We start from the raw sequence: 14,335 nt of genomic DNA, 5'->3' as shown, positions 1-14,335 counted from the left end.
ATTTTTACTGGTTAAATATGTTGCCCCAATCTTGTTTGATCAGTTCGGGAACAGCTTCTTTAGGTACTGGCTTACTAAATAAATAGCCCTGAAAATGCTTACACCCTAACTGCTTTAAAAACTGCAGCTGTTGTTTGTTTTCAATGCCCTCTGCCACACACTCTTTACCTAAACTATGAGCTAAGGTAAGCGTTGATTGAATAATGGCTTCATCATCCGAGTCCACACCAATATCTTGCACAAAGCTTCTATCTATTTTTAGTACATCGATAGGAAAACGCTTTAAATACGTTAATGAGGCATAGCCTGTTCCAAAGTCATCCATGTAGAGTTTACAGCCAAGCTTTTTCAGCATTTCCATACTGTGCAGCGCATGTTTAGAGTCGCGCATTAAAATAGACTCGGTGATTTCAAACACTATGGCTTCTGAGGGCACATTAGCGTGGCTCAGCGCTTTATGAATGTCGGTTACAAGCTCTTCGTATTCAAAATCAAGTGCTGAGAGGTTTATCGACAAGTACAGCTGAGGTGAAATCTCACGCCATTGTTTAAGGGCTTGCAACGCACGGGCAAAGGTTTGCAGCATAATTTTTGTTATTAACCCTATGCTCTCAGCCGCTAAAGAAAACTCTTGCGTGGGCACTAAAGTGTTTTCTGGCCAGCGTAACAACACTTCAAAACCTTCGGTTTTTTGAGTGTGCGCATTCACTATAGGCTGGTAGTAATTGCAAAACTCTTGCTCTTGATACGCTTTAGTTAGCAAAGACTCTAAATGCAGGGCTTTTTGTACATGCTGATTCATCTCCTGCTTGTAAAACTTATAACTGCTTTCGAGCGACTCTTTTGCATGGTACAAAGCTATACTGGCAGCTTTTAACAGCGCCGCATGATCTGCGGCGTCATCAGGCGCTATTGCTACACCAATACTTAAATTAACATTTACCACCTGGCCATTAAATTCCATATTTTGGCTTACAGAATCTATTAATTTAGAGCAAATAAGTAATACTTCTTCAATTTGCTGCACATCTTCCACCAGCACCACAAATTCATCGCCACCAAAGCGCGCAACACTTGCAGAAGGACGCAAAGAGCGCTTAATGCGCTTAGCCACTTGCTTTATTAGCTCATCAGCCGCTTCACGTCCAAATGAGTCGTTAAAGTATTTAAACCGCTTAATGTTTATGTGCAGCATAGCTACTTTACATTGATGATTTTGCGCTTGCTCAATCGCATGCTCAACCCTGTCGTTAAACAGCATACGGTTAGGCAAACCGGTTAATGAGTCATAGTTGGCTAAAATATGAAGCTCATTTTCAGCCAATTTTTGCGCATGAATATCGGTTAAAATAATAACGTAGCTGCTTAAACGGTGTTCAGTGTCGGCCACTGCACTTATTTTTACTAACACATGGCGCTGCTCACCACTGGCAAGGGTGACTAAGTCTTCACAGGAAAAATGCTCACCCACATTCAGCTTTTGCATTATCCGTAAATAGTCAAAACGATTACTTCGCGATATACCTAAATTAAGGGCGCGGCTAGAGCGTGGCTCACTAGGAAAGTTAAAGGCCGTTTGCAACGATTTGTTAGAGGCGCGAACCGTAAAGTTTTTATCAAGAATAAATACCCAATCGCGGGTTTGCTCAAACGCAGCGGTAAATAAACGGGCATGCTCTTCAAACACCATTTCGCGGGTCATATTGGTGTAAGTACCCGCTACTTTTTTAGGAAGTTGTCCGCTCCATTCCACCACTTTGCCAAAGTCTTTATACCAACGCCAATAGCCTTTAGCGTGGCGTAAACGATAAGTGCAATTAAAGTAGCCTTTATCGGTTGATAAAAATTCTAACCATTCTAATCTGAAAAGCGCTTTATCTTGCGGGTGAATTTTAGCTAGGTAATCATCTAGGCTCACGCTTTCTTGATCATACCCAAGTTCATTACATAAGCGCGGCTGGTAAATACTACTCGATGTTGACTGCCAATCCCACATGCCCGACTCACTACCCTCTAAGGCTAGTTTTAATCGCGCTTCACTTTCTTTACTTTCTTTATTAGCGGCCAGTAATATGCGCTGAATTTTGTTGCGGCGCATTACCCAAAAAGCAATAAATGCGATAAACAAAACGCCATAAAGCACCATAAAATATGGCGCTCGCCACAGGGGATACTTAACACGAATTTTTAGCACTGCAGGCGGCGTGTACTCGCCGGTTAACGGATCTTTAGCCCATACTTTGAGCTGGTAATTACCTGGATTTAATTTAGGGAATAACACCCGATTATTATTACGGGTGTAGGTTTTTTGGCCGTTATCGAGCTGGTACTCATAAATTATGCGCTCTTGATAGCTAAAGGCCATCGCCGAAAACGCTACCTCTAAACCGATATCATCATGGTTGAGGACTATTTCATTTAATGGCTGTTTTAAATCGATAGATAAGTCGCGCGACATTAAATCAACTCGCGTTATATTTACATGATCAATTAATGAGTGGTAATTTTGATTTTCCATCGGATGAAAATATGTAATGCCCTTTAAGCTGCCATAGGCAATGCGCCCATCGCTTAAATGCGCCATGGCACTGCTGTTAAACTCAGCAGAAAGCAGCCCCTCAGATGTAGTAAACTGCTGAAAATGAAGTGTTTCTGGGTTTAGTCGCCATATGCCTTTATGGCTGCTCATCCAAATCATGCCATTATCATCAAGCACCATGTCATAAAGTAAGGTACCTAACTTATTTTTTTCTAAGTCAATCGTGTGTACCAATTTGTAACTGGCTGCATCAAGCCCAATCAGGCCAAAATTAGATAGTGAAATCCATAAAATATTGTTGTTATCGACCACGTAAGAAAGCACATTAATAGCCACGTTATCGTGCTGTTTTGGCACTTTATAAATGGTGTTTAATGCTAATGTGGTTGGGTTTACCTGGTATAAAATACCCGCATTAAAAAACAGGGGCATATCAGGCTTGGTTGCCAGCGCTGGCGAAAAACCATGCGCCAAAAACGGCTCTATTTTGCTAAAGGCCCCTTCTAATCGGGTGATCTGCTGAGTATCAATATTATATACAAACATACCGTGATCTGAGTGCACATAGTACAAATCACCGTTAGGCATTAAGGTTACGCCGTGTACCCAGCCTTCTATGTAGGCTCTATTGTTGGGGTTTGTTATTGTTGGCTCGTTAATTTGATGCGTTATGGGGTCAAACTCAAACAGCCCACGGTTTGTATGTAACCAAAGCTTTTGCTTATAAGGAATAATTTCATACACGCTAAATTCGGTAGTCAGTAAGTCTACTTTGTGGTTTTTTAAGTAAACTTGGCTGGTGTTAGTGGCTAAATCAATTTCGGTTAAGCCATTATGCGTTGCCAGCCATAGGCTGTTGCCATACTCCGTAATGCCCCAAACCGAAGGATGTGAAAGGCCATCGCCACCCAGTTTACTACCATCTATATTGCTAAAGTGATAGGTATTATTAGACAGATAAAATGCACCATCGGTTTTAGTAGCGAGCCAATATCCCCCCGATTTATCTTTTACCATGTCTATCATACTGGTATCAGATAGGCTGTATTTACTTTGTGTAATACGTGTATTTTTTACCAACTCTTTGCTATTTAAATCAAATTTAAAGAGCCCTTTATTAGTCGCCAGATCTAGCTTTTCGCCTTCGTTGATGATGCGCCATACATTTAAATCGGCAATAACGGCTTGGTTTTTAAATGCTATGTCGGGGCGTTCAAACATGCCTGGCAAGTCGCTAATATCAACTTGATACAAGCCTTTAACGGTGCCTACTAACAACTGATTATTTTCAATAACCGAAAACGATTTAACGTTGTTTTGATAAATATGCTCAGCTTTGCTTTTTAAATGCTGCAGCGGCCTAATTTGCTCAGAGGCGATATCAAATACAAACGCCCCATGGCTTGTGCCTATAAAAATATACCCATTGTAATGAAAAAGCTCTCTTACTAAGGTGTTTTCGTATTCTTTAGGCAGCTCAAATAAGCTGGTTATTTTACCTGTTTCAATATCTAATTTAGCAAAGTCGCGACCACGCCCAATCCATAAGGTTTTGTCATCAACCGCGGCCATACTAAATACCGACTGGCTTAAAATTTGTTTTTCGCTGGTAGGTTGAGAAATAAATTGCTGGTAGGTGTCGGTACTTGGGTCGTATTTAAATAAGCCGGCAAGTAATGAGGCTATCCAAATATTGCCTGCGGGGTCTTGGTAAATACAATCAATTATGGCTTCTTCAAGCTCGCCATTAGGGCCATTAATTGAAACAACTTGATAACCATCATAGCGGTTTAACCCCCCTTCGGTAGAGAGCCATAGGTAACCGTTATCATCAAGCAGCATAGTGTTCACATAGCTTTGCGACAGGCCTTCACTGGGGGATAAACGTTTAACCTGTGCGCCAACTTGGCAACTAAATATAGCGATTAAAGCTATACAGCAACTAATGATCCAATGAACGCCTTTACTCATGGCTTGATCCGTTGTTTTTGTTATAAGTATTCGAGTGCGACTATATTTCGATGCGTATAAATATCAAAAAGTGCTTTTAAACCAGGAGTATATGTTAATACTTGGTTAAAACCAAGACTCGTATATAAAGCTGTAATATTTTTATAAGCAAAGGTGTAAAGCGGCATGCTTTGCTGTTTTATAGCAGCGCATACTAGTTGCTTTGCCAGCCCTTTTGCACGGTGCTGCGGGGCAACAAATACGGTCGATAAAAATAAAAAATCGTGTTTATTTTGTATCCGACACGCCGCAACTATCTGCATTTCACTGTAAACAACCCAAACCTGATCTTGCTTATTAGCACGTCCTCTTACGCTATACAGTGCATAAAACTTATTAACTAATGGAATCTTAAGTGTGTCTAACTTTTGTACTGTATACATATATTAGCTTAGCATTAACGCCAAATACTGCTCAAACTGTTGCTTTAAAAACGTTTGCTCTGCCACTGGGCGGCTATGAATCGTATTATAAACTTGCTCACGTGTTTTTTTATTACGTTTAATTTGATAAGCCCAAAATGAGGCTTCGTAATCTAATTGAATCTGGTATTTTTGCTCTCGGGGTAAAGCACATAAATTAAAACTCACAACCACTCCTAAGTACGGTTAGTTATCCGCATTTATTATACGTATATTTGAACCCATTTACTGTTTAAAAAGCAACAAACATGGGCAAAAACCAGACTATTTTGGTATTATTCGCTGCGATCATTTGCCCTGTCCTCATTTTAAACGGAAGTAACCTTGCAGATACAGCTCAATGCTTTGTTTTTATTAGTCGTTTTATTTTTTAGTAAAATTACACTCGCCAATCACAATAGCGTTATATTTAACCGCCCGGCCGACTCAGCTCAAGCAAGCTATGCGCTCGCTTTACTCACATTAGCCTATAAAGAACTTAATTATGAAGTACACATAATTGATTTTAATCGCCAAAATGCCTTATTAGCAGCCAATAATGGGGTGTTAGATGGCCAGCTTGGCCGCGATATGAGTATAGAGGCGGACAATAAAAACCTGATCAGAATTAACTACCCACTGTTTGACTATAAGCTTTTACTGTTTAAAAACTGCCAACCCAATACACTCGATAAGCTCGATAGTATTGCGGTTTTATCAGGCTATCCAGTTCAACACCATTACTTAAATGAGCATAAGTTTAACGGCAATATTATTGAAGTAAAAAATATTACGACCCAACTTAACCTACTAGCCCAGCATAAAGTTGATGGGGTAATTATGCTCGACTTTGTGCTTAAAGCCGATAACTTTTCCCTGCCAGAGACGTGTATGCAAACCCAGCTGCTAAGTACATTTTCGCTCTATCACTATGTACATAAAAAGCACGCGGCTTTGGTAAGTAAATTATTGAATGCTTTAAATAAACTACACGATAACGGCACTAGTCGCGCATTGCGCGCAAAATACAATTTAAAACTCTAGCATGTACAGCAAGGTTTAAAATTCAAAGCCTTGTTGTTTATCTAAAGTGGCTTGTGATTGCGCAGCTTGGCGTTTTTGTAAATACCGTTTGTAACGTTGTTGGCACAAGCTAAGTACTTTCTTTTTTTGCGCATTGCTTAACGCGTTCCAATTAAAGCGCTCATCCCGGCTTCGGTAGCAGCCTTTGCAATAACCTCGGTTGTTTACTTGGCAAATACTTTTACAGGGGCTTGGAATATCAAATATTTCAATTTGTTGCATTGCGCCCCCTAAGTAGATTAATTGCTTTGTATGAGTATAGCGTTATTTATGCACAAAAAAAAAGCAGCGTTTACGCTGCTTTATTACGCTATTTGCCAACGCAGATGCCTAATGGCTTTGCTCACATACTTTGTTTGTGATTTCAGTTTTGCGTTGAAATGGCTTTGCATACATAGCTAAAACAAGTGGCTTTAGCTCTTCTGGCACTAAGGCTAAACGCTGCTCAAAAGTGGCGGTATCGGGCTCATCAATAACTGCTTGCTTGCACCCACCGGCAATGTAATTTCCTGGGTGTAAGTAAAAAGACTCAACAATATGCTTATCAATTGTTTGCGCCAGCTCATCAGCATCATCGCAGCCGCTTTCAACCGGTTGCCCAAATGCTAAGTGCACATGCCCTTTAGCAGAGCTAAACCCTTCAACAATACTTGCTATGTCTTCGCCTGCTGATTTTACGTATTCACCGTGCTGCTGTTTATGATAAAGCTCTTTTGCTTTAGAAATTGCACAAGGCTCATACTGATAGGAAATAGACACCGGAACAATTTTTAACTCTTTAATGTACTCGCCAAATTCTTTCTTTTGTTTGCGACCATTAAGTTGCAGCATTTTCAAAAGTGCCGGATCTGTTTGATCAAAGCCGTCTTTAGCACGCCCTTCTTTTTGCGCAATCCAAATAGAATTTCCTGCTGTTAACGAGTCATAAATATACGATGACAACTGCGTAAGCGCCTTAAGCATCTCTTTAGGTGCTTTGGCTGAGCGCTTAACGATAAAGCTTTTATTTAAACGCATCAGCTCGGTTATATACGGTATTTGCAATAAGTTATCACCAATTGCTATACGCACCGTCTTCATTTTATGTTGATACAAACCCCAATTAACAAGTGCAGGGTCCAGCACTATGTCGCGGTGGTTTGATATAAATAAATACGCCTGCTGCGGGTCTAATTTGTCTAATCCCGAAAAGGTGACTTTTGAGGTAGTGCGTTTTATAAGTTTATCTAAATACTTTGCAACTTCGTTTTGTACATCTTCAACGCTCGTAAATTTACCCCATTTTTTTCGTAACTGGCTTCTCACCAGTGTACGAGCAATAAAAGGCATAGCGGATATAAAGCGCGGTAAGTTGTACTTTGCTATTACATCTATAAACGCATTATCGTTAATTAAACGCGCTAGCGAGGCCGCAACTTCATCGTCGTTGTAAGGTCTTATGTCTGCGTACTTATCTTCTAATTCACTCATTACTGCATCTACAATGTTAAAAAAACGGCACGCAAAACGTACCGTTTATATATAATTTTGATTATAACTCAGCCACTCTTAAATAAGAAATAGCCATTTGGTTATGCTTATTTGCGAGCCATTTCAGTCTATGACCACACAAAAAGGGGTTGGTGCATTGTTTTTTAGTTTTATCAACGTTAATAAGGCTTGTTGACCTTTCACAGGAAAGTGAGTTCAACCTCAATTGATAAACAGGCTCCAGCGATATAGCCCGCTAAAATATCATGTTATTTATATTTGAGTGGGCAGACCAGCCAATTTAAACTTTTATCAGCAACCTGACTTTTTGTACTAAGCATTTGGTAGTAATAGCATTAACAAAGGTGTGTATTCGTAGTACCTTAAACGCTCTTGCCATTTTACGGTACGCATTTAGATAGGACACACAATGAAAATCACCATTCTCGATAACGCTACTTTAGCTAAAACCTCGTTAACTTGCATTGAAGAACTAGGTGAGCTAACTACTTACGAACTTACGTCACCTGAGCAAGTTGTTGCTCACAGCGAAGGCGCGGACGTCCTTATTACCAACAAGGTTGTGCTAAATCGCGATACGATAAGCCAACTTAAAACGCTCAAGCTTATTTGCGTAAGTGCAACAGGCACTAATAATGTTGATTTAAACGCCGCTGAAGAATTTGGTATTGCCGTTACCAACGTAGCAGGCTACTCAACCCCTTCGGTTGTACAGCACACGTTTTCGTTAGTGACTAATTTATTAGGTAATACACACCGCTACCAGCGCGACTGCCAGCAAGGCGCTTGGCAAAAAAGTGAGATGTTTTGCCGATTAGATTACAGCTTTAATGATTTACAAGGTAAAACATTTGCCATTATAGGTGGTGGAACGCTAGGTAAAGGTGTGGCGACAGTAGCGCAAGCTTTTGGAGCCAATGTAGTGGTTGCAGAGCGTAAAGGCGCCTCTTGTAGAGAAGGCCGTACACCTTTTGAAGAAGTATTAAAAACCGCTGATATAATTAGCGTGCACTGCCCGCTTACTGATGAAACACGTGATTTAATTTCGTTAGATGAGCTAAAAATGATGAAACCCAGCAGTATTATTATCAATACCGCCCGTGGTGGCATTATAAATGAAGCCGACTTAGCCACAGCCCTAGAGCAAAATTTAATTGCCGGTGCGGGTGTTGATGTACTTACTAAAGAGCCGGCAGAGCCTTCTAACCCGCTGGCTAATTACACAGGCGAAAACTTGCTTCTTACACCTCACATTGCATGGGCCAGCACAGAGTCAATCGTACGCTTAATTAATGAGGTAAGCCTAAATATTGCAGCCTTTACTAACGGCGAGTCTCGTAACCGCTTGGTATAATAACAATTTGCAATAATAATGAGCCGCATTGAGGCTAGGTTTTACCTGCCTCAAAGTCGCTCATTCTATTTAGTAAATAGCTGTAACGTGTTTTCGCTATACTAAATAAACGCAGGCTAGCTTAATCGTTAAAAAACCTAAAAAGTGGCTGTTTTTGCTAATGATTTTTATAATTAATCACTTAAAAACAGCCATCACAATCTAACCCTATGAATTTTATAACTTTGTTATATTGGCCTATTACTTGCTCCTGATAAGTAAATAATTAAATTAAAACTCATCAAGGACTATAACAATGAAAAAATCACTTTTAGCTGCTGCACTTATTGCTCCGTTTTTAACAGGCTGTGTTATTGCCGTATCAGATGGCGAAGCAGAAACGCACTGGGCAGGTAACGACTCATCAAGCTGGCAACATCAGCATAAAAAAAACCGCGAAGCGATTGCAGATTTAACAATGGATAGCAGCTACCAATCTGTTTTAGCGCAATTAAAAACGCCAAACTTTACCGAGCTATTGAAAAAAGACGATGATGTGTATCAGGTACTGTTTTACGTGACTAACAGCATTCACTCTGATGGCAAAACAACAAAAGATGAATGCACGCCATTGGTATTTAAAAATGATAAATTGGTAGGTATTGGTGAAAGCGCGCTGGGCATGATCACAAAATAATCGCTAGTAGCGTAAAGCAGCCCCACTTGGTAATAACATTAACGTGTGGGGCCGATTTAAATAACGCTTTAATATAAACACAGCCACATTATAAGTTAAGCGCAACCACCTGATCTCGCCCTGCATCTTTTGCGGCATATAGCCCTAGGTCAGCTTGTTCGAGTAAGGCTTGTTCGGCACTTGCATTGCCGTTTTCCATACTGGCAATGCCAATACTGATTGTTATGTGATCTGCATTTAACGAAGCTTTGTGCTCTATATTGAGGCTGTTTACTGCTTTTCTTAACTTTTGGGCAAATGCTAATGCCTGTTGTTTATTAACATCGGGTAATACCGCTGCAAATTCTTCCCCCCCGTAGCGGGCAATAAAGTCAGTACTACGCTCACATTGCGCTGCTAACGCCTGGGCAACCTGCTTTAAACACTCATCCCCCGCTCGGTGGCCATAGCAATCGTTGTAACGCTTAAAGTGATCTATATCTACTAATAAAACAGACAAACACGAGCCATTACGTTTACTTCTACGCCATTCACGAGAGAGGTTTTCATCTAAATAACGCCTGTTGGGTATTTCCGTTAAACCGTCTATTGAGGCAAGCATTTCTAACAAATCATTTTTTTGCTTGATCAGTAATTGGTTGCGTACCCGCACTTTGACTATAGACGCATTAAAGGGTTTAGTGATGTAATCCATTGCACCTAATTCAAGTCCTTTTGCTTCATCGGTGTGGCTATTATTAGCCGATATAAACACTATAGGAATAGACTGAGTAATAGGGTTTTCTTTAAGCTGTACAAGCACTTCATAACCATCAATGCCTGGCATCACCACATCTAAAATAATTAAATCGACCTGATTAGATTTAATAAAGGTGAGCGCTTTTTCTCCACTTTCGACTAAAAATACGTCATGCTCCGTGCCCAGTGTTTTTTCAAGCACCAGCCGGTTAAGGGGATCATCATCCACAATTAGTATTTTAGCTCTTTTTGGCATCCCGTCCCCCTAAGGTTTCAATAAATATAATCACTTGCTTTAGTTGAATGATTAGCTCTTTTAAAGTGTGCTGAAGCGGCTCGTTAGTTGTTTTAAGGTGCGTTTCACATTGTTTTGCACACAATGAAAGCCTAATAAAACCTAAGTTACCCGCCACGCCTTTAATGCTATGCACTAAGCGTACCACTTCATCTCGCTGGGTGTTTTCTTCAATTTGTTCTAACTGCGTTTCACACAACTTCGCAAACTTTCCGACCATGGTTGCCAGTAAATTTTCATCAAAATTAAACTGGGTGAGCGCAAAGCTTTGGTCATAAAACTTAGGTTTTATAAAGTCTACGTCTCTAATTGCATCTAACAGCACAGCTGCAACCACAGGTTTAGTCAAATGCTTATTCATGCCGCTACTAAGTGAGCGCTCAACATCTGCAGGTTCACAATGTGCTGTTAAAGCAAAAATAGGCAGCTGGCGCGCGTCAAACTGTTGGCGAATCAATTGCGTTGCTTGGCAACCATCAATATGCGGCATTTGCACGTCCATCAAAATTAAATCTGGTTTTAATATTTGTAGCAGCTCTATTGCATCTGGCGCATTGGTAACCGTTATTACATTTATATGGGACTGTTTTAGCACACTACTAATAATATCTAAATTAAGCGGGTTATCATCAACCGCCATAATAAGTAGACCCGATATATCTTTTTTTACTTCTTCATTATTTTCAGCGGCTTTAGGTGGCTCTGCCCCCGCATTAGCATTTAAGCTAATCAAGCGCTGAGCTAACGCCGTAGCTTTAACATGTTGTGCGTTGATTTGCATAGTACAAGGCAATGCTAAAGTGTGCTCGTGATTAACCACAACCACAGGGTATGAGTTGCCACTGAGCGTTTCGTGTATAGATTCAACCTTTAATAAATCGTTCAATGTGGTTTCATCAATAATCAGTTGCTGTGCATCAGCAAGCTTTATTGGGTAGCGAAGCGCCTCTTCTAAATCAATGGCCGTCACTTGTGAGTAGGCATTAACCACTTCGTTTAGCTGTACAGTGTCATCGCTCACAATGGCTAATGTATTAGGTATAAATACACTATTTTTAGCCGTATCTACCGCAAGCGCTAGAGTAAAGAAAAACTCACATCCACGGCCTTTGTCGCTATTAATTGCAATTTCGCCGCCCATTAAGGCTACACCATGTTTAACTATAGCAAGTCCAAGCCCGACCCCTTGGTGAATACGCGTAGAAGATTCATCGCCTTGAGTAAAAGCATCAAACAGTCGTCGTTGGTCAGCCTTAGCAATACCTACACCACTGTCTATTACGTGAAAACAAATACGTTGCTGATCTAAAACGTCATTTTCTTCAAGCACCATTTTTAAGGTAATACTGCCTTTATTAGTAAACTTAACGGCATTGGTAAGTAAGTTACCTAATATTTGTTGCAAACGTATTGAATCCCCCACCAGCGCGGGGTTAATGAGTGGATCTATTTCAATATTAAAGCTTAACCCTTTGTTTTGGCACAATGGCGCTGTTAAGCTCTCGCAAATATCAATCAGTTCAACTAAGCAAAAAGGCACCGGTTTTATTTGCGCTTGCGAACTTTCTACTCGGGCAAAATCGAGCATTCTGTTTAGCATTAATAATAAGCTTTGAGCTGCGTTTTTAGCCTGCTTAGTTTGTTGCAGCTGCTTATTTTTTAAGCCTTGCTCTACTATCATATCTAACAGCCCTAACACAGCGTTAAGAGGGGTGCGGATCTCATGGCTTAGATTAGCAATAAAGCGGCTTTTAGCTATTGTTGCGCGTTCTGCGTCATGCTTAGCTTTAGTCAGCGCACTTACATCTTGAATATGAATAACATAATAAGAGGGATCACGGTTTTCATCCCACACCAGCGACACACTCAGCTGCAGCCAACTTGTTAGTTTTCCTTGTGAGAGCGTTAAATGATAAACCCGTTTTTTATCATCTAATAAGTGACAAAGCGCATTTTTTATTTCTTGCCACTGTGCCTCATCAAACAGCATTTTTAGTGGCTCACCAGTTAAAATATCTTGCTGTGAAAATAACTTACGAGCCGCTTTGTTAACTTGCAATATGGTGTGCTCAAGCGAAAGTAACACCACACTGTTTGCTGCAAACTCTATTGCACTTCTAAATTTAGATTCTGACGCTTTTAACGCCGATAGAGTTTGCTGCTGCTCAGTAATGTCTCGCCCAATTCCCATAGTGCCTAATAAGTGCTGGTGCTCGTTATAAAATGGGGCAATCGTTAATTGATACGATTTGTCGGTGCTATCTATGCGTTGCTCAATGCTACTTTTGGTTTGTAAAACTTGCTTTTCTAGTAGGCTTAACTGCAAATCGTCGCTGTCTAAATCTTCAATACGCTTACCAACTAGGATGGCTTGCTCTTTGCCTACATAGGCTTCAAATGCTTTATTACAACCTAAAAAAGAGCCATCAATATTTTTAAAGTAAATAAGATCAGGCACACTATTTAGCATGGTATTTAATAGCGCTAGGTGTCGCTCTTTTGCTTCGTAGCTGCGTTTTAGCTTTTGAGATTGCAGCTGTAACTGTTCATCGAGTTCTTTATTAGCCTCTTGGAGCGACTCAACTAACTGTGCATTTTTATCAAATACATATTTAACGCGAGAAAACCAAGGCTGCCAATTTAAAGGGATGGGATAATTAGAAAGCGCGGCTTTAGGGGCATCATTTTGTTCAAAATATTGCATTAAATGAGTCATAGGCCTAACAAAAATACGTTGGCTTAACCAAAAAAATACCGCAAACATTAAGCTTAAAAATAACGTTAAAAACGCAAACTCTAAAAGAACTTCATACCTAATTGGCGTGATCACTTTTATTTGCGGCTCATAAAAGGCGGCATGAATGGGCAGATTCCCCATAGCTTGCATAAAAAACTGCGCATTTTTGTTATTAACTAAGTTTATTTTTTCATTGTTATGGGCTAATTCAGGCCAATAATCTTTTAAGGCTGTTGCTTCATTTAACTGCTTAACAGAGCTGGCTATCACTTGATGCGACTGGTTCATAAACACATATTCGCCTTCGCTTGGTGCCACCTTTTTAAGCCAGCTAGACATGGCCTCTAAATCGTATATTAAAATGATGTAGTCTGACGAATTAGGTTGTTTTTTACGGCCAATAGCAAAATAAGCGCTATCGCGTATTTTAACAATGGCGCTTGAGGTAAGCTGGCCAGGTATAAATGTGGGCTTAAAATTACCATTTAAAATTTTATTAAGCATAGTGCTTTGGCTTTTATTACGCCTTACCACATAGGCAAACCCCGAATCATCAACATAGGCAACAGCCGACAACGATTGCATAAGCGATAACGCGGTATTAAACGTTGGGCTTAGGGTTGTAGCTTGCTGCCATTGGATCAACGCCCGGTTAGAAAAAGCAAACTGCCCTTTACCGACTATTTCGCCTTGGCGCTCGCTAAAGTGGCGGTAGTAGTAATTGTCGTATTGATTAATACCTTCTAATAAGTTGCGATTGAACTGCTCAACACTAGGCTGCTGATACGATATAAAGGCATTGTCAAAAAAGTCGTTTACCGAGCTCATTATATGGCTAACTTGAGCCGACACTTGCTCAAAATCGGCTTGACGTTTTTCTATGGCGCGCTCAACTTTTATATTATACAAGTGCAAACACAGTAAAAATGCCACAAATAAGGGAACAAATAATGCTACAAATAAAGAGCGGTAATAGTCTTTTAGAGGTAAAAATTTCAACGTTTTGCCTAA

10 protein-coding genes are annotated in these 14,335 nt (G+C 40.2%); 3 read left to right on the top strand and 7 right to left on the bottom strand.

What is annotated here, in order from left to right; all coding sequences use genetic code 11:
• Window positions 1-4 precede the first annotated feature (4 nt).
• Genes CWB60_RS00520 through CWB60_RS00510 form a run of 3 tightly spaced genes read right to left on the bottom strand, consistent with a single transcriptional unit; the run spans window position 5 to window position 5,139 of the window.
• Window positions 5-4,510 carry an EAL domain-containing protein gene (locus CWB60_RS00520; RefSeq protein WP_138577996.1) on the bottom strand — a complete coding sequence of 1,502 codons (4,506 nt, stop codon included), beginning with the start codon at window positions 4,508-4,510 and terminating at the stop codon, window positions 5-7.
• A gap of 20 nt (window positions 4,511-4,530) precedes the next feature.
• Window positions 4,531-4,932 carry a GNAT family N-acetyltransferase gene (locus tag CWB60_RS00515; protein ID WP_004586827.1) on the bottom strand — a complete coding sequence of 134 codons (402 nt, stop codon included), beginning with the start codon at window positions 4,930-4,932 and terminating at the stop codon, window positions 4,531-4,533.
• Between the two features lie 3 nt (window positions 4,933-4,935).
• Window positions 4,936-5,139, bottom strand: a complete 204-nt coding sequence (locus CWB60_RS00510) for a DUF3283 family protein (RefSeq protein WP_004586826.1) — start codon at window positions 5,137-5,139, stop codon at window positions 4,936-4,938.
• Between the two features lie 156 nt (window positions 5,140-5,295).
• Between CWB60_RS00510 and CWB60_RS00505 the strand changes: the two genes are divergently transcribed.
• Window positions 5,296-5,994: a substrate-binding periplasmic protein gene (locus CWB60_RS00505; RefSeq protein WP_138577994.1), complete on the top strand. Its 699-nt coding sequence runs from the start codon at window positions 5,296-5,298 to the stop codon at window positions 5,992-5,994.
• Window positions 5,995-6,009: 15 nt separating this feature from the next.
• Here CWB60_RS00505 and CWB60_RS00500 read toward each other — a convergent pair whose 3' ends face one another.
• Both CWB60_RS00500 and CWB60_RS00495 read right to left on the bottom strand, forming a co-directional pair.
• Complete coding sequence (locus tag CWB60_RS00500) at window positions 6,010-6,255, bottom strand: DUF1289 domain-containing protein (RefSeq protein WP_004586824.1); 246 nt, start codon at window positions 6,253-6,255, stop codon at window positions 6,010-6,012.
• A gap of 108 nt (window positions 6,256-6,363) precedes the next feature.
• Window positions 6,364-7,503 (bottom strand): 1-acyl-sn-glycerol-3-phosphate acyltransferase, encoded by a 1,140-nt coding sequence (locus CWB60_RS00495; RefSeq protein ID WP_029774392.1) that lies wholly within the window; start codon window positions 7,501-7,503, stop codon window positions 6,364-6,366.
• Window positions 7,504-7,933: 430 nt separating this feature from the next.
• Here CWB60_RS00495 and CWB60_RS00490 point away from each other — a divergent pair, with 430 nt between their 5' ends.
• Window positions 7,934-8,878: a D-2-hydroxyacid dehydrogenase gene (locus CWB60_RS00490; RefSeq protein ID WP_138577992.1), complete on the top strand. Its 945-nt coding sequence runs from the start codon at window positions 7,934-7,936 to the stop codon at window positions 8,876-8,878.
• Between the two features lie 295 nt (window positions 8,879-9,173).
• Complete coding sequence (locus CWB60_RS00485) at window positions 9,174-9,554, top strand: DUF3192 domain-containing protein (protein ID WP_004585870.1); 381 nt, start codon at window positions 9,174-9,176, stop codon at window positions 9,552-9,554.
• 88 nt (window positions 9,555-9,642) lie between these two features.
• Here CWB60_RS00485 and CWB60_RS00480 read toward each other — a convergent pair whose 3' ends face one another.
• Both CWB60_RS00480 and CWB60_RS00475 read right to left on the bottom strand, forming a co-directional pair.
• Entirely contained in the window at window positions 9,643-10,548 is a 906-nt protein-coding gene (locus tag CWB60_RS00480; RefSeq protein ID WP_138577990.1) for a diguanylate cyclase, read from the bottom strand.
• Window positions 10,532-14,323: a PAS domain-containing hybrid sensor histidine kinase/response regulator gene (locus tag CWB60_RS00475; RefSeq protein WP_138577988.1), complete on the bottom strand. Its 3,792-nt coding sequence runs from the start codon at window positions 14,321-14,323 to the stop codon at window positions 10,532-10,534. Before CWB60_RS00475 ends, CWB60_RS00480 begins: the two co-directional genes overlap by 17 nt.
• Between the last annotated feature and the right edge of the window lie 12 nt (window positions 14,324-14,335).

Source organism: Pseudoalteromonas sp. S327 (assembly GCF_005886415.1).
In the GTDB taxonomy this organism is placed as follows: Bacteria; Pseudomonadota; Gammaproteobacteria; order Enterobacterales; family Alteromonadaceae; genus Pseudoalteromonas; species Pseudoalteromonas atlantica.
Note: the sequence above shows the minus strand (reverse complement) of the source record. Positions and strands in the feature narration are given on the sequence as shown.